The organism is Pseudomonas sp. AM14(2022) (assembly GCF_036346455.1).
In the GTDB taxonomy this organism is placed as follows: Bacteria; Pseudomonadota; Gammaproteobacteria; order Pseudomonadales; family Pseudomonadaceae; genus Aquipseudomonas; species Aquipseudomonas putida_A.
Genome location: NZ_JAOTNY010000004.1, coordinates 118019 through 133597 on the forward strand (window position 1 = coordinate 118019; position 15579 = coordinate 133597).

At 56.5% G+C, this 15579-nt stretch carries 15 protein-coding genes; 9 read left to right on the forward strand and 6 right to left on the reverse strand.

Annotation, left to right across the window (positions count from 1 at the left end):
• Positions 1 to 217: 217 nt before the first annotated feature.
• The 3 genes from eat to V3W27_RS10000 all read left to right on the forward strand — a co-directional run bounded on the left by eat (position 218) and on the right by V3W27_RS10000 (position 2594).
• On the forward strand, positions 218 to 1582 hold the full coding sequence (gene eat, locus V3W27_RS09990; protein WP_007963671.1) for an ethanolamine permease: 1365 nt from the start codon (positions 218 to 220) through the stop codon (positions 1580 to 1582).
• Positions 1583 to 1709: 127 nt separating this feature from the next.
• Positions 1710 to 1877, forward strand: coding sequence for a DUF2897 family protein (locus tag V3W27_RS09995; protein ID WP_003226857.1), 168 nt, complete (start codon positions 1710 to 1712; stop codon positions 1875 to 1877).
• A gap of 159 nt (positions 1878 to 2036) precedes the next feature.
• Positions 2037 to 2594: a TetR/AcrR family transcriptional regulator gene (locus V3W27_RS10000; protein WP_247268207.1), complete on the forward strand. Its 558-nt coding sequence runs from the start codon at positions 2037 to 2039 to the stop codon at positions 2592 to 2594.
• On the opposite strand, the gene fabF is transcribed toward V3W27_RS10000, so the two are convergent.
• From fabF to V3W27_RS10030, 6 genes are all read right to left on the reverse strand, one after another.
• Positions 2591 to 3865 carry a beta-ketoacyl-ACP synthase II gene (gene fabF / locus V3W27_RS10005; RefSeq protein ID WP_330206498.1) on the reverse strand — a complete coding sequence of 425 codons (1275 nt, stop codon included), beginning with the start codon at positions 3863 to 3865 and terminating at the stop codon, positions 2591 to 2593. The two genes, V3W27_RS10000 and fabF, sit on opposite strands and share 4 nt — an antisense overlap.
• Positions 3866 to 3882: 17 nt before the next feature.
• Positions 3883 to 4680, reverse strand: a complete 798-nt coding sequence (locus V3W27_RS10010; protein WP_330206499.1) for an SDR family NAD(P)-dependent oxidoreductase — start codon at positions 4678 to 4680, stop codon at positions 3883 to 3885.
• A gap of 212 nt (positions 4681 to 4892) precedes the next feature.
• Complete coding sequence (locus V3W27_RS10015) at positions 4893 to 5228, reverse strand: ComEA family DNA-binding protein (protein ID WP_247268204.1); 336 nt, start codon at positions 5226 to 5228, stop codon at positions 4893 to 4895.
• 110 nt (positions 5229 to 5338) lie between these two features.
• Positions 5339 to 7201 (reverse strand): polysaccharide biosynthesis protein, encoded by a 1863-nt coding sequence (locus V3W27_RS10020; RefSeq protein WP_431061453.1) that lies wholly within the window; start codon positions 7199 to 7201, stop codon positions 5339 to 5341.
• Positions 7202 to 7461: 260 nt separating this feature from the next.
• Positions 7462 to 8472: an MraY family glycosyltransferase gene (locus V3W27_RS10025; RefSeq protein ID WP_330206500.1), complete on the reverse strand. Its 1011-nt coding sequence runs from the start codon at positions 8470 to 8472 to the stop codon at positions 7462 to 7464.
• Positions 8469 to 9440 (reverse strand): UDP-glucose 4-epimerase family protein, encoded by a 972-nt coding sequence (locus V3W27_RS10030; RefSeq protein ID WP_247268257.1) that lies wholly within the window; start codon positions 9438 to 9440, stop codon positions 8469 to 8471. Before V3W27_RS10030 ends, V3W27_RS10025 begins: the two co-directional genes overlap by 4 nt.
• A gap of 19 nt (positions 9441 to 9459) precedes the next feature.
• Between V3W27_RS10030 and V3W27_RS10035 the strand changes: the two genes are divergently transcribed.
• The 6 genes from V3W27_RS10035 to V3W27_RS10060 all read left to right on the forward strand — a co-directional run bounded on the left by V3W27_RS10035 (position 9460) and on the right by V3W27_RS10060 (position 15544).
• A complete protein-coding gene (locus tag V3W27_RS10035; protein WP_247268258.1) occupies positions 9460 to 9636 on the forward strand; it encodes a hypothetical protein in 177 nt (58 codons plus the stop codon).
• Positions 9637 to 9982: 346 nt separating this feature from the next.
• The gene (locus tag V3W27_RS10040) at positions 9983 to 11080 is read left to right on the forward strand and encodes a DegT/DnrJ/EryC1/StrS family aminotransferase (RefSeq protein ID WP_330206501.1); all 1098 of its coding nucleotides are present in this window, start codon (positions 9983 to 9985) and stop codon (positions 11078 to 11080) included.
• On the forward strand, positions 11077 to 12021 hold the full coding sequence (locus V3W27_RS10045) for a glycosyltransferase family 2 protein (protein ID WP_330206502.1): 945 nt from the start codon (positions 11077 to 11079) through the stop codon (positions 12019 to 12021). Before V3W27_RS10040 ends, V3W27_RS10045 begins: the two co-directional genes overlap by 4 nt.
• A complete protein-coding gene (locus V3W27_RS10050; RefSeq protein WP_330206503.1) occupies positions 12014 to 12970 on the forward strand; it encodes a WxcM-like domain-containing protein in 957 nt (318 codons plus the stop codon). The genes V3W27_RS10045 and V3W27_RS10050 overlap by 8 nt, the downstream gene beginning before the upstream one ends.
• Positions 12967 to 13377, forward strand: a complete 411-nt coding sequence (locus V3W27_RS10055) for a GtrA family protein (protein ID WP_330206504.1) — start codon at positions 12967 to 12969, stop codon at positions 13375 to 13377. The genes V3W27_RS10050 and V3W27_RS10055 overlap by 4 nt, the downstream gene beginning before the upstream one ends.
• A gap of 424 nt (positions 13378 to 13801) precedes the next feature.
• Positions 13802 to 15544, forward strand: coding sequence for a sugar translocase (locus V3W27_RS10060; RefSeq protein ID WP_330206505.1), 1743 nt, complete (start codon positions 13802 to 13804; stop codon positions 15542 to 15544).
• The last annotated feature ends 35 nt before the right edge of the window (positions 15545 to 15579 follow it).

A 15579-nucleotide genomic window follows, 5' to 3' on the forward strand; every position in this document is an offset into this window, starting at 1 on the left:
TTTGTGAACGCCACAGATCCAATGTGGGAGCGGGCTTGCTCGCGAAGACGGCATAACCGACAACATCGCACCCAACTGGCGCACAAAAAACACTCATCCAGCCGCGAACATCCCCGATACGACAGCTTTCAGCGCATTACGACCTGACTCCCAGCAATGGCACGCCCGCTGCACACGCCCTCCCCCGAGCTTTCCAAACCGTTCCGGGAGCAAGCGCATGAACACACAACTCAAACCCACGCTGGGCACCTTGCACCTGTGGGGCATCGCCGTCGGGCTGGTGATTTCCGGCGAGTACTTCGGCTGGAGTTACGGCTGGGGCGTGGCTGGCACGCTGGGTTTTCTAGTGACCTCGTTCATGGTCGCCACGATGTACACCTGTTTCATCTTCAGCTTCACTGAACTGACCACGGCGATTCCGCATGCCGGCGGGCCGTTCGCTTACAGCCGTCGTGCGTTCGGTGAGAAAGGCGGGCTGATCGCCGGGCTGGCCACGCTGATCGAATTCGTTTTCGCACCTCCGGCGATTGCGCTGGCGATCGGCGCCTACCTGAATGTGCAATTTCCAGCGCTCGACCCGAAACACGCGGCAGTCGGCGCCTATATCGTGTTCATGACCTTGAACATCCTCGGGGTGAAACTGGCCGCGACGTTCGAACTGATCGTCTGCGTGCTGGCGGTGATCGAATTGCTGGTGTTCATGGGTGTGGTCGCACCGGCGTTCAGCTTCAGCAGTTTTGCGTTGAACGGCTGGGCCGGCTCCGATGTGTTCGGGCCGCCAGCGATTGCCGGGATGTTCGCCGCAATTCCTTTCGCTATCTGGTTTTTTCTGGCCATCGAAGGCGCGGCGATGGCCGCCGAAGAAGCCAAGGATCCCAAACGTACGATCCCCAAGGCCTACATCAGCGGGATCCTGACCCTGGTGTTACTGGCGATGGGCGTGATGTTCTTCGCGGGCGGCGTCGGTGACTGGCGCACCCTGGCGAACATCAACGACCCTCTGCCGCAAGCGATGAAGACCGTGGTCGGCGACAATTCCGGCTGGCTGCACATGCTGGTGTGGATCGGCCTGTTCGGTCTGGTGGCGAGCTTCCACGGGATCATCCTCGGCTACTCGCGGCAGTTCTTCGCCCTCGCCCGCGCCGGTTACCTGCCGGCGTCGCTGGCGAAACTCTCGCGCTTCCAGACCCCGCACCGCGCGATCATCGCCGGCGGCATCATCGGCATCGCCGCGATCTACAGCGACGGCCTGATCAACCTCGGCGGCATGACACTCACCGCCGCGATGATCACCATGGCCGTGTTCGGCGCGATCGTGATGTACATCATGAGCATGCTCAGCCTGTTCAAATTGCGTAAATCCGAACCCAATCTCGAGCGGACTTTCCGTGCGCCTTGTTATCCGCTGATTCCGCTGATCGCACTGGTGCTGGCGGTGGTGTGTCTGATCGCCATGGCCTGGTTCAATGCACTGATCGGGCTGATTTTCCTTGGCTTCATGGCGGTCGGTTTCGGCTACTTCCTGCTCACCGGGCAACTGCGCGCTGACGCTCCGGCCGATGCGATGCTGACCGGCCGCTGAGGGATTTCGGGTACACCGGGCTTAACCGGCCTAGAATGGAACCACTGCGAACTCACTTCGCTCAAAGTGGTATGCAGCGTCGCTGGCGAAACCCTCGCCCGCCGAGCTGCCATTAAGGAGAGCCGTTATGCCCTGGTATGCCTGGTTGATTCTGGTCGTTGCAATCGGCTCGATCGTTGGCGGATTGATGATGCTGCGCGACACCGCCAACAAGGTTGAACTGACCGATGAAGAACGCAAACGCGTTGCACAGCGCAACGCCGAAGCGGACATCAAAGACGCGCAGGATCGCTGAACGAAGAACCCCGCCTGAATCGGCGGGGTTTGTTTTTTGTGCGGAGTATTAACTCCAAGGATCGTATTGGACTCAGCGGCGCGCTTTTAAGAAGTAGAAGTACAGTCACCATGTCATTTACCTTGGTTAAGATGGTGGTCTTGTTGCGGAGAGTTCCACATGCGTTACTCGCAAGATCATAAAGCTCAAACCCATCAACGGATCATCAAGGAAGCCTCGGCGCGATTTCGCAGAGACGGCATCGGTGCCACCGGCCTGCAACCGCTGATGAAAGCGCTAGGGCTGACCCACGGCGGCTTTTACTCGCACTTCAAATCCAAGGACGAACTGGTCGAGAAAGCCTTGCAGGAGGCAAGCAATCAAGTCGATGGCCTGTGCGCCGAGATCTTTGCCAAGGAACAGCCGCTGCAAGCGTTTATCGACACCTACCTGTCCGAATGGCATCAGACCTCCCCGCACGAAGGCTGCCCGCTGCTGACCATTTCCTCAGAGCTGGGTCTGCGCGGCCAGCCGAGCCCGACCAGTGATGCAGTACTCAATGCCCGGCTGAGTCAAATCGAAGGCACCCTTGAGGGCGACAATGGCGCCGATCGGGCCATTGTCATCATGTCGACGCTGGTCGGCGCGCTCTTGCTGTCACGCAGTGTCGCTGACGTCGAGTTTGCCCAACGCATCCTCGACGTCACGCGTGATCACCTCAAGCAATCGCAGGACTAAGCCTGCCAGCGCTTGAACAGCACACTGGCATTCACCCCGCCAAAACCGAAACCGTTGGACAGGGCATACTCGATCGGCATCGACCGTGCCTGACCATGAACGATGTCTACACCCGCACTCGCAGGATCCGGATTATCGAAGTTGAGCGTCGGCGGGACGACCTGATCGCGGATGGCCAACAAGGTGAAGATCGCTTCCAACCCGCCGGCAGCGCCGAGCAAATGCCCGGTGGCGGATTTGGTCGACGTCACGGCGATTTTATTCTCCGTACCGAACAGCGCCTTGATCGCTGCCAACTCACCAAGATCGCCCACCGGCGTCGAGGTCGCATGCGCATTGAGATGCTGCACCTGATCTGGCGCAACACCCGCCTGAGCCAGCGCCAACTGCATCGCGCGTCGTGCACCGCTGCCGTCCTCCGGCCCGGCGGTGAGGTGATAGGCATCGGCAGTGGTGCCGTAACCGACCAGCTCAGCCAAAGGCTGCGCGCCACGGACCAGTGCATGCTCCAGCGATTCGATCACCAGCAGACCGGCGCCCTCACCCATTACGAAACCATCGCGACCACTATCAAAGGGTCGTGAGGCACGTTCGGGGGTGTCGTTGTAACCGCTGGACAACGCTCGCGCCGCGGCAAAACCGGCCAGGCTGACCCGATCGATGCAGGCTTCCGCGCCGCCGCAAACCGCGATATCCGCTTCACCGGCACGAATCATCCGCGCAGCATCGCCGATTGCCTGGACCCCGGCAGCACAAGCAGTCACCGGTGCGCCGAGCGGGCCCTTCAAAGCGTGCTGGATCGACACATGTCCGGCCGCCAGATTGACCAGAAACGATGGGATGGTGAACGGCGACAGACGACGCGGGCCACGACTGTCGGTGGTGCGTACGGCGTCGGCTATTGCACCGAACCCGCCAACACCGGAGCCGATGATGGTCGCGGTGCGCTCCTGATCCTTGGCCTCGGACGGCTGCCATCCGGCTTGCGCCAACGCCTGCCGTGCTGCTTCCATTGCAAACAGGATGAAGCGATCCATCTTTTTCTGTTCCTTGGGCGGCGTGGCAAGATCCGGATCGAAACCGGCCTCGACGTCCTCCGCCGCCGTTGGCACCATCCCGGCGACCCGGGTCGGCAGATCTGCGCTCACCGCCTCCGGCAAATTGCGCAAGCCCGAGCGCCCGGCGAGCAAACGCTGCCAGACAATCTCGAGATCACTGCCCAAAGGCGAAACCAGGCCCATTCCGGTGACAACAATTCGACGCTGACTCATACCGCAGTTACCTCTGATCAATTTTTGTAGCGTTGGGCCGCGGAGCTGCGCGACAGATTCGGTGCCATGACATGCCGTGCACGCACAAAGGCCTGCCATTCACTCTCGTCGGGCAGCGACGGGATGGTAATCAACTCGCCCTGATCCAGACCGGCGAGCGCCGCATCGACCATCTCGCCGGCCTCCATCACCATCTCCGCCGGAATGCCGCTGGCATCGATGCCGGAACGCTCCCAGATCTCAGTGCGGGTAACGCCAGGCAACACCGCTTGCACCTTCACGCCAGTGCCTTCGAGCTCGGCGTTGAGCGACTGAGTCAGGCTCAACACGTAGGCTTTACTCGCACTGTAGGTTGCATTGAAGCGTTCTGGAAACAGCGCCACCACCGAGGCGATATTGATGATCGTGCCGCGTCCAGCCTTGGCGAAACTGGCGGCGGCTGCCGAGGCCAGCAACGTCACGGCGGTGACGTTCAACTGGATCAGACGCTCCAGTTGCTCGGCGTCGGAATTGGCCAGCAAACCATCGGCTGCGACCCCTGCGTTATTCACCAACAGGCTGATGCTCGAATCACTGCGCAGGCGTTGCTGGAGTTTGAGGACATCGTTCTTTTGCGTCAGGTCGGCTTTGAGCACTTCGACCTTTACACCGTGGGCCTCTCGCAACTGGTTCGCAGCGCTTTCCAGACGCTGTTGATCACGGGCCACCAACAGCAAATCAAAACCTCGCGCTGCCAGCCGCTGCGCGTAGATGGCACCGATACCGGACGATGCGCCAGTGACGACAGCGGTACCTTGAGACTGGACTGGACTCATGAGAGCGCTCCTGAAACATATTGGGAGATAGGCCTCCAACGCTCACTGGCCTGGAGGTGACGGAAATTATTATAGGCATAATCCAAAGACAATATGATACCCATAATTTTCAGCTCACCGACAAACGCGACGCCGCTCCCTCTGTCGCATCGCTGCCACCAGAAAGCAGAAAGGCCGGTCAATGACCGGCCCCTTGGCGTTGAATAATCAGCTTAGTTCACTTCCAGCTTGTCGCGGTTGCGATCCAGGATCGCCTTGCCGATGCCCTTCACTTCAAGCAGTTCATCCACCGAGGCGAATGGCCCATTAGCATCACGATACGCAACAATCGCTTTGGCTTTCGCCTCGCCGACTCCGGACAATTGCTTTTGCAGCGTCACGGCATCGGCGCCGTTCAGATCGACCTTTTGATTTTCAGAAGTCGTTGACGCGTCCATCACCACGGGCGGCTTGTTCACTTCGGAAGAAGCGAGAGGCGCAGCAATGGCGGCAATCGAGGCGCTGGTGAGCAAGGCAAAAATCAGGGAGTGGAAATATCCGGTACGCATAAGTGACGCTCCATCATCAATTGAGAAAGCAGCTTTTCCGAAGCTGCTCTCCAAACTTAGGCTATGATGGGAGCCTGTCAAAAACGCGTCCGTTACAGGATGTGAAACAATCAGGGTTCGAGACGGCGTTGCTGATGGATCCAGTCGACGATTTCGCCGTCGGGGGTGTAACCGCTAACGGTTTCACGCAGAAGCTGGCGGACTCGAGAGTAATCATCCGCGTCCACAGCGGCGAGCAGTTCGCTCAAGCGTGCTTTCAAGACATCCCAAGGCAAATGATCTTCACTGGCGGTCATGATCATCGGATGCGGTGTCGCGGCAACGTTGTCGCCAATCAACAGCTCCTCATAGAGCTTTTCACCGGGACGCAACCCCGTGAACTCGATGGAGATATCGCCCTGAGGGTTGCGTTCGGAACGAATGCTCAAACCGGACAGATGAATCATTTTCTCGGCAAGTTCAACGATTTTCACCGGCTCGCCCATATCCAGCACAAACACGTCGCCGCCCTGCCCCATGGACCCCGCCTGAATCACCAGTTGAGCGGCTTCCGGGATCGTCATGAAGTAGCGGGTGATTTTCGGGTGGGTGACCGTCAGTGGGCCACCCGACTTGATCTGGCTGTGAAACAGTGGAATGACAGAGCCGGAAGACCCCAGCACATTGCCGAAACGAACCATGGTGAAACGGGTCTTGTTGACCCGGGAGACATTGGACTTGTCGCCAAACAACACCGGAGCTATCTCGCGACTCAAGGCCTGAAGCGTCAACTCGGCAAGGCGCTTGGTGCTACCCATGATGTTGGTTGGACGCACAGCCTTGTCAGTCGAAATCAACACGAAGTCGGACACCCCGGACTGCAACGCAGCCTGAGCCGTATTGAGCGTGCCGATCACATTGTTCAGCACACCTTCGGCGATGTTGTGCTCGACCATCGGCACATGTTTGTAGGCGGCGGCATGATAGACGGTTTCGACCCGCCAGGTCCTCATGACATCGAGCAGTTTGTGTGGGTGGCGGATCGAACCGAGAATTGGCAGCAAGTGCACGGATACGGACTCCCGGCAGCCGCGTCGTTCCAGCTCTGAGAGAATGCTGTACAGATTGAACTCACTGTGGTCGAACAGCAGTAGCGTGGTCGGCCCCAATGCGAAGATCTGGCGACACAACTCCGAACCGATCGAACCTCCAGCCCCCGTCACCATCACCGTCTTGCCCTTGATACAGCGTTCGAGCAGATCCGGCTGCGCAGGTACCGAATCACGCCCTAGCAGGTCGGCAATATCAACCTCCTGGATATCCTCGACCTTGACCCGGCCGCTCGCCAGATCGGTGAAGTTCGGCACGCTTCTTACGTGAAGCGGAAACCCTTCCAGCAGGTTGAGGATCTCTCGGCGGCGCGCCCGGGTAGACGACGGAAGCGCGAGGAGGATTTCCTGAGCTCCCGTGACATCGATCATCTCCTGAATGTGCTTGGGCTTGTAGACATGCAGGCCGGAAATCGAGCGGTCGGCAATGCTCGGATCATCGTCGACGAACGCCACGGGGCGCATGACCTTGCCCATGCGAAGTGCTGCCACCAATTGATTGCCGGCAACGCCGGCGCCGTAGATGGCGACTTTTGTCAAGCCGTTGTCACGGCTCGTGAAAGGTACGTGCAGAGACGCAGTAAACCAGTCGCCCATGAAGTACTGACGCATGCACAGTCGCAATCCGCCGATGATGACCAGACTCAGCCACCAGTAGTTGAAAATGATCGAACGTGGAACAACGACCTCGTGATTGCTGTACCAGTAGACGACAACAGCCAGAATCAACGAAGAAAGACTGACAGCCTTGATGATCGCGACCAACGCGTCATTACCGAAGTAGCGCATGACCGCCCGGTACATGCCGAAGCGGATAAACAGAGGAATGGCAACAATAGGAGCGAAGGCAAACAACCAGAGATGCACTTTGAAGGGATTGTACATGTCGTCTATCCCCAGCCGGACAATGAATGCCAACCAGAGCGCGGCCCAGACCAGAACAACGTCTGTTATCACTTGTATCAGACGCTTGCGCCGCCGGGGCAATCCCAGCAACCGCTCTCTGACTTTGTTCAATGACTCTTCAAACACCTCAGCCCCCTCCTTTCAACTGACGCATCGCCCAGGCAGGCCAGTAGCACATCTCGTCTAGTTTAAACCCAAATGACAATGTCAAAGCCGTTACCGGGATTTTCATCAACCCTCTATTCGCGCTTACCGGCTCCAAACCCGATTGCCAGCACCAGCAGAGGAGCATAGGCCACAATCAGGCCCAGGCAGCCGTCCAATCCAAAACGCGCCACCGCAACAGCAATTGGCAACAGCCAGAACATATTGATTGCCGCAACGGCAATAGTTACCGGCAAATGACGGCCGAACCGACGAGAGGCAAACTGATAGGCATGACTGCGATGGGCTTCATACACTTTGTCACCACGCAGCAGCCGGCGTAGCAAGGTGTACGTCGCATCGACAATGAATACACCAAACAGAATCAGCCACCCCCATAAAAAATCGGCCGAAACCGCTGCGGCCTGCAACGAAAGGCCTCCCAGGACAATCCCCAGGAATCCGCTGCCAGCATCGCCCATGAAAACTTTCGCGGGCGGGAAGTTCCAGAATAGAAAGCCGGCGACACATACGGCCAATAGCAGGGGCGCCCAGATCAACTGCAACGAACCTTCGAGCCAAGCGAGCAGACATGCGCCGAGACAGACACTGATGGCTTCGACACTGGCGATACCGTCGATGCCGTCCATGAAGTTGTAGAGGTTCAACAGCCACACCAGATAAACCACGGCAAGCAGATGCCCCGGCACACCGAGATCGGCCTGCCATCCGAAAATCGTGATCGATGGCAAGCCTCCCATCCAGCAAAGCAACCAGGTGGCGGCCGTAAAATGACCCAGCAGACGCCAGCGGGCAGCGATATGCCCATGGTCATCCATGAAACCGATAAACGCGACCAGGCCGCCCGCCACGGCAATTGCCCAGAACTGAGTCGGAACAATGAGGTCCCGCCATAGCAGGAAAGCCAGCGCAAGCATAAAGGTCAGAACAATCGCGACTCCACCTCCGCGCGGGGTCGGGACCGAGTGTGAACTGCGGGCGTTGGGAATATCCAGCAGGCTGCGCGACAACGCGTAATGTCGCAGAAGCCACGTGAAGCCAAAGGACAGCAGCGCAATGACCGGTATGATCCATCCGAAATTCATGATTGACGAGTATCCAGGAAGTGCTGCGCCGTCAGACTGAGGGCGCTGTCAAAGGCAACCGGTGGGGTCCAGTTCAACAGCTGCCGGTTTTTGCTGATATCAACCTGCAGGGAAGCAAAAATCCGCTGCGCCAGTGCCCGACGCCCCATCAGCGTGGCTACGCCATCCATCAAGCCAACCGGTACCGGCAGCAGCCGCGCTGGACACCCCAAGGCAGCGGCCAGCTTGCGCAACAGTTGAGTCGTCGATAGATCTTCACCATCACTGGCCAGAAAAGTCTGGTTGGCCGCGCCAGGGTGCTCGGCGCATGTCACGATCAAGTCGACCAGATTGTCAATCGCGACCAGGCTACGCCGATTATCCAGAGCACCGAACGGTAACGGCACGCCGCGATACAACCAGCGCATCATGCTGAGAAAATTGGCTTTCACTCCCGGGCCGTACACCAGCACCGGCCGGATGATTACCAGTTCCATACCTGTGGTTGCAGCCAATGCCCGCAAGGCCTGTTCGGCTTCAAGCTTGGAGACGCCATAGGGATCGACCGGGGCGGGCTTATCGTCTGCCGTGAACGGATGACCCGGCGCCGTGACCTCACCGTTGACCTTGATCGAGCTGATGAAAATGAACCGTTTGACGCCGGCAGCAGCAGCCTGACGCGCCAGATTCAAGGTGCCATCGACGTTGACCAGGCGAAATACTGCCAGCGGATCGGCTGCAGCCTCGTTCATGACATGAACGCGTGCTGCCGCGTGAATGACACAATCGACATCCTTTAGCGCCGCACTCCAGTCCTGCGGCGGTTCGAGCCCCGCGCACGGAATCGAGCACACCCCGGATGGAAACGACATCACAGCGCCCCGCACCGGAGCGATGACCGCGCACTCTGGCAATTTCGACAAACGTTCGATCAATGCTCGCCCCACAAAACCGCTGCCTCCGGTTACCAGAAATGTCTTGGAGCTCATGGGCGACCCTTGAGGAAACATGAATGACGGCGAAGAGAACGCGCGCAATCTTCGTGAAATGGCAATCAACCATCCCCTCGATGAAGAGACAGAGAGCATCCGGGGAACAGCTTTGGGCGGCAGTTTATTGAATCGGAGAACGGTTGACCACTTTCGCGAAGATGCCCACTTTCGGATCTTGTTGAAAACCGCCTGAACTAACGCTGAACAATGACTTGAAGCACACGACATCGAGTTACTTGAAGTTGAAACGCCCACTCATTTCGAGATTTTGCGATTCACTACCCAATACAGCTCGCCAGCTGAAAATCATTGAGCCTCCACTTCCTGCCTCGAAAGAGCTTTCACGTCCTCAAGACAAACAAATCGTCTAAATGCGCTTCGCAGGTTGGAGCGGGCTCAGGGTGCGGATAGAATCCTTCCGGAAAGTGGTACGAGCGCATATCCTCATTGGTCACCTGCGTGCTCGCCCTATAAATCTTTCGGCGAACCCCGCCAAAAAACAGATATCGCACGTCTTTTGCTTCGAAATGGAGAGCCCCATGCAGCAGATCAATAACCTTGCAGCGAAGATAGAAAAATTTCAATCGCAAATCAGTTCTTCGGTGCAACGCGTGATTGCCAGCGGCTGGGTAATTTTGGGGCCGGAAGTCAAACGCTTTGAAACAGGCTTTGCTCAATATTTGAATGCCGGTCATTGCATCACGGTTGCCAACGGCACCGATGCCATCGAGCTGGCCCTCAAAGCGCTGGGCGTCGGCAAAGGCGATCAGGTCGCAACCGTGGCCAATGCCGGGATGTACACCACCACTTCGGTACTGGCCATCGGCGCTACACCGATTTTCATGGACGTCGATCTGCAGACTCACGTGGTAACCCTCGAGGGGGTCAAGCAGGCGATTGAAGCCGGCGCCAAAGCCGTAGTCGTCACACACTTGTATGGTCTGGCAGCCCCACAGATCAAGGCCATCGCCGAATACTGCAGTGCTCGCCAGATCCCGTTGCTCGAGGATTGCGCTCAGGCCCATGGCGCCGAGCGTAACGGGCAACGTGTCGGCACTTTCGGTGACGCGGCGAGCTTCAGTTTCTACCCGACCAAAAACCTTGGTGCGCTGGGTGACGGCGGTGCCGTTGTGACCAACTCCGATGCCATTGCCCAGCGCGTAGCGCAACTGCGCCAATACGGATGGTCCTCGAAATACTGCGTCGAGCTGGACGGCGCCCGCAACAGTCGCCTGGATGAAATGCAGGCCGCGATCCTGTCCGAGTTTCTACCGCACCTCGACGAGAGCAACGCACGCCGTCGCGAAATCGCCGCGCGCTACAGAAACGAAATCCGCCACGCGGATGTGAATCACGCTGAAGATCAAGGCACCGCCTCGGTCGCGCACCTCTACGTGATCAAGTCGACGAAGCGCGATGCGCTGCAAGTGCACTTGCGCGAAGCACAGATTGCGTCCGACGTTCACTACCCGATCCCGGACTACAAGCAACCAGTCTTTGGCAAGCAGTTCGCCGACTACAGCCTGGCCAACACCGAACAACTGGCCTCGCTGATCCTGACCCTGCCTTGCTACCCGGAAATGACCGACGAAGAAGTCAGCACTGTGATCACCGCCGTCAACGGATGGGTGGCATGAGATATTCCGTTATCGTCCCAGTCTACAAGAACGCTGACTCGATACCCCGGCTGATCCAGGCCCTGACAGACATGAACGACACCCTCGAGAATCAGCTCGAGGTGGTTTTTGTGGTGGACGGCAGTCCCGACGATTCGTTTGCCCTGCTCAAGAATTCACTGGGTACCATGCGCTTTTCCGCGCAATTGTTGGCTCATTCGCGCAACTTCGGCTCGTTTCCGGCCATTCGCACTGGCCTGATGGCTGCCAGGGGCGAGTATTTCGGCGTGATGGCAGCAGACCTTCAGGAGCCGCCAGAGCTTTTGATCAGCTTCTTCAAATCGCTTTCCAATGACGAATGCGACGTCGCCATCGGCACCCGCAATGCCCGTCAGGATCCGCTTTCCAGCCGCATGGCCTCCTCGATCTTCTGGGGTCTGTATCGCCGACTGGTCGTGCATGACATGCCCAAGGGCGGCGTGGATATTTTCGGTTGCAACAAGGCGTTTCGTGAACAACTGCTACAGCTGAACGAGTCCCGCTCGTCGCTCATCGCACTGATCTTCTGGCTGGGCTTCCGTCGCAAGTTCATCGAGTACGAGCGTCAGACCCGCCTCGAAGGCAAATCGGCATGGACCTTCAAGAAAAAGCTCGAATACATGATGGACAGTGTGTTCGCCTTCACCGACTACCCGATCAGACTGCTGACCCGAATGGGCGCGATGGGCTCGCTCATCTCTCTGTTCATTGGCGTAATGGTCATCATCGCGCGACTGTCGGGAGCCATTGAGGTACCGGGTTACGCCGCAACCATGCTGGTGGTGCTGCTGCTGGGGACATTGAATCTGCTCGGGGTCGGCCTCGTGGGCACTTATGCCTGGCGGGCCTACGAAAACAGCAAGCAGCGACCGCTGGCCATTGTCTGCATGAAACTCGACAACAAGGAAATCCCAAATGAGTGAGCCGTTCATCCATGCCAGCGCCGATGTCAAAAGCAAGAACATCGGCAAGAACACGCGCATCTGGCAGTACGTGGTGGTCTTCCAGGATGCGGTGATTGGTGAAGACGTCAATGTCTGCTCACACTCGCTGATCGAAAACGACGTAGTGATCGGCGATCGTACGACCATCAAATCCGGGGTTTATGTCTGGGACGGCCTGCGGATCGGCTCCGATGTATTCATCGGCCCGAACGCCACGTTCACCAACGACAAGTTCCCACGCTCGAAGGTCTATCCGGAGTCGTTTTCACAGACGGTGATCCAGGATGGCGCCTCCATCGGCGGCGGCGCAGTCATCCTGCCAGGCATCACCATCGGCACGGGTGCGATGGTCGGCGCCGGCGCAGTGGTCACCAAATCCGTACCACCTTATGCCATCGTCACAGGCTCCCCTGCCCGGATCACCGGCTACGTCGAAAACTCCGCCTTCAGCGATGCCGCCAAAAGCCCCGCGGCGAAGCCCGACGAGCAGTCGGACGCGGTGGTTCGAATCGGCGTGGGCGATGTCACCACCCACCGTTTCAAATACATCGCCGACATGCGTGGCGACTTGTCGGTTGGCGAGTTCCACAAGGAAATCCCCTTCACACCAAAACGCTACTTCCTGGTATTCAACGTTCCAAGCCAGAAGACTCGTGGTGAGCATGCCCATCACAAATGCCACCAGTTCCTGATTTGTGTAAAAGGCAGCTGTGCGGTGGTGGTCGATGATGGTACCAATCGGGCAGAAGTACTGCTGGACGCACCAAACAAAGGGATTTACCTGCCACCACTGACGTGGGGCATTCAATACAAATACTCTGAAGACGCAGTGCTGCTGGTATTCACTTCCGACTATTACGAAGCTGAAGACTACATCCGAGACTATTCGGAATTCACCAAGATTACTGCCAAAACAACCGCGCCGTGATAGCCCTGAAAGACAACCCGCAAGTTCGCCGCTGGCTCAGTTTCCTGGTCGGTGGCGGACTTAATACCGGGCTTACATACGGCCTCTATCTCCTGCTGGGCTATCTGATCGATTATCAGATAGCGTACGCAACTGCGTACGCAGCAGGGATAGTTTTTGCATATTTCTTCAACGCAAAAATTGTATTCAAAGTCGAACAGTCACTGCTTGGAATGGCAATCTACCCCACCATTTATCTTGTGCAATACATCTTCGGCGCATTGCTGCTCAATCTGCTGGTTGAGCATTTGCACTTGCACAAGGCTATCGCTCCGATACTGGTCATATTGCTGCTACTCCCTTCAAGTTACCTTTTAAACAAATTAGTTCTAAAGGCAACACCCAAAACAAAGCCCTCGAAGGACTGACAGGCGCCCCATGATCGCAACCACAGATCAGAAGATTACTAGCCCCTCGCCATCAGTCACCGAGAAAAAGCTAACTGGGTTAGCCCACTTGGCACCCTCACCACTTACAATCATCTTTATGTGGCTGCCGTTCGGCTTTTCTCTCACTGAATTGCTTGAAGAATGGGGCGTCATCGAACTGTTCAGCCGAATAGGCACTGATTATTTTTTTTGCAAGAAGGTCGACAGGCAACACTACACCCAACACCGTGGCCGTTACGAATAGGTTACTGCCTTTTCGCCTACTGACTGCCAGCCTGCTCATGATCTGCTTTAAAAACGTCTCCACACGCTGAGCTGCAATTCAGCGGCTTTAAAGACAAGTAGCAGCCGCGAGCCCCGCCCAGGGTGAGAGCTTAAGCATTTTCAAAACCACGAGGATTGTATGGATAACCGAGGACTTTTATTTGTAACTCGCACTGAATGGAAATTTGCGCTGGCGGGCAGTATCGTTTCGTTCTTACTTGCTAGCCTCGTTCTGTTTGGCTGGCCCAACTTTTTTCCAGCGTTCATAAACAAACCATTTCTCTATGCTGGCGATGGTTTGGCGATCGACTGGCTGGCGCAGCGAGCGATTGAAGGGTGGATTTTTGACAACCCCAGGAGCGGATTTCCTTTTGGCTCAAGCTTTTTAGACTATCCCGGCTCGGACACTGGAAACTTCCTGATCTACAAATTGCTCGGGCTACTCTCCGGCTCGGTCATACCCGCAGTGAATCTGCATTTCATGCTGAGTTTTCCAGCGGTATTTCTAACAACGTTCCTGGTGCTCAGATACTTCGAAGTTCGACGTGCTTACGCAATGTGTTTTGCGATGCTGTTCACCTTCGCCCCCTTCCACTTTGCCCGCTACCTGTACGGGCACCTGCTTTACACTTGGTATTTTTGCGTACCACTTTTCTATTACTACGGCTACAAACTTGCTCTTGGCAAAGCGCTGTTCAATCTACGCAGTTTTAGCGGAGCGTTGAGCCTCATCACGATTGCAGCGCTGTTGAGCTCATTCGGGGTCTATTTTGCTTTTTTTGGCGTGATCGTCATTATCGTCTGCGCCATTTTTGGAAGCATCCAACAGACCTCGGGCAAACCGATCTATCAGGGAGCTCTATTTTCTGTTGCCATTTTCATTGGCGTAGTCGCTAACCTCGCCCCCAACATCATTGATCGCGCAACTCACGGCCAGAATCCAGAAGTCGCTCAGCGCATAGCACTAGAAACGGAAGTTTACAGCCTGAAGACTATTCACCTGCTTCTTCCGCAACCCGATCACAGAATTTCAAAATTGAGCGAGTTCACCAAGAACTACCAGCGAACCTTCCCGTTATCAAACACCACTTCTTACATCGGCGTAGTTGGGATAGCGGGCCTATTGGTAATTTTGGCGACCATCATGGCTGCCTTGGCTGGCAAAAACATTGATCGACGAATCAGTCTGGCAGCAATTGTCGTCCTTGCTGTAATGCTTACGGCAACTACGGGCGGTTTCAGCGTTGTGTTTGCGATGCTCATTACCCCGGTCATTCGAGGGTGGGATCGCATCGCCATTTTTATCAACTTCGGTTGCCTGCTCGCGCTGGCAATTACTCTGAACGGCGCCAGGCTTAATCGTCTTTACGAACGCGCCAGATACGCTCCGCTGGCAATTGCCACTGCCATCACAACAATTGGACTCATCGATCAGACAACTAATTCGTATAGAGCGGTAATTGATGGCGCTGCGGCCATCTATGACATCGACTCGAATTTCATTAAAAAAATCGAGGAAACGCTTCCTCCTCAGTCAGCGGTGTATCAACTACCGTATTTTGCTTTCCCAGAATCAGCTCCAAAAAATAACCTGTCCGTATATACACTCGGATCAGCATTTTTCAACTCCCAAACATTGCGTTGGAGCTTTGGCGGGATCAGGGGCAGGGAAGGCGATCTTTTCTACAGGGCTCTCGAGCAGAAATCTGCTGAAGAGCAAATAGAGGCCGTCAAAAAGCTCGGCTTTTCTGCCATCTACATTGACCGTCGTGGGTATGCGGACCGTGCCGATACCCTCATTGCAGATTTTACAAAACTGCTGGGCCCACCCGCATTGACGCGCGCGGATGGAGAGGTAGTTCTTTTCGTACTGAAAAAATAATTTAACTCATGACCATGAGGATCTGCAGGGCCAAA

Bases quoted from the DNA above. Each gene is read 5' to 3' on its own strand.
- V3W27_RS10020 (WP_431061453.1), bottom strand. From the start codon at position 7,201: ATGTACAATCCCTTCAAAGTGCATCTCTGGTTGTTTGCCTTCGCTCCT.
- V3W27_RS10035 (WP_247268258.1), top strand. From the start codon at position 9,460: ATGAATGACGGCGAAGAGAACGCGCGCAATCTTCGTGAAATGGCAATC.
- V3W27_RS09995 (WP_003226857.1), top strand. From the start codon at position 1,710: ATGCCCTGGTATGCCTGGTTGATTCTGGTCGTTGCAATCGGCTCGATC.
- V3W27_RS10045 (WP_330206502.1), top strand. From the start codon at position 11,077: ATGAGATATTCCGTTATCGTCCCAGTCTACAAGAACGCTGACTCGATA.
- fabF (WP_330206498.1), bottom strand. From the start codon at position 3,865: ATGAGTCAGCGTCGAATTGTTGTCACCGGAATGGGCCTGGTTTCGCCT.
- V3W27_RS10010 (WP_330206499.1), bottom strand. From the start codon at position 4,680: ATGAGTCCAGTCCAGTCTCAAGGTACCGCTGTCGTCACTGGCGCATCG.
- V3W27_RS10050 (WP_330206503.1), top strand. From the start codon at position 12,014: ATGAGTGAGCCGTTCATCCATGCCAGCGCCGATGTCAAAAGCAAGAAC.
- eat (WP_007963671.1), top strand. From the start codon at position 218: ATGAACACACAACTCAAACCCACGCTGGGCACCTTGCACCTGTGGGGC.
- V3W27_RS10000 (WP_247268207.1), top strand. From the start codon at position 2,037: ATGCGTTACTCGCAAGATCATAAAGCTCAAACCCATCAACGGATCATC.
- V3W27_RS10025 (WP_330206500.1), bottom strand. From the start codon at position 8,472: ATGAATTTCGGATGGATCATACCGGTCATTGCGCTGCTGTCCTTTGGC.
- V3W27_RS10015 (WP_247268204.1), bottom strand. From the start codon at position 5,228: ATGCGTACCGGATATTTCCACTCCCTGATTTTTGCCTTGCTCACCAGC.
- V3W27_RS10060 (WP_330206505.1), top strand. From the start codon at position 13,802: ATGGATAACCGAGGACTTTTATTTGTAACTCGCACTGAATGGAAATTT.
- V3W27_RS10030 (WP_247268257.1), bottom strand. From the start codon at position 9,440: ATGAGCTCCAAGACATTTCTGGTAACCGGAGGCAGCGGTTTTGTGGGG.
- V3W27_RS10040 (WP_330206501.1), top strand. From the start codon at position 9,983: ATGCAGCAGATCAATAACCTTGCAGCGAAGATAGAAAAATTTCAATCG.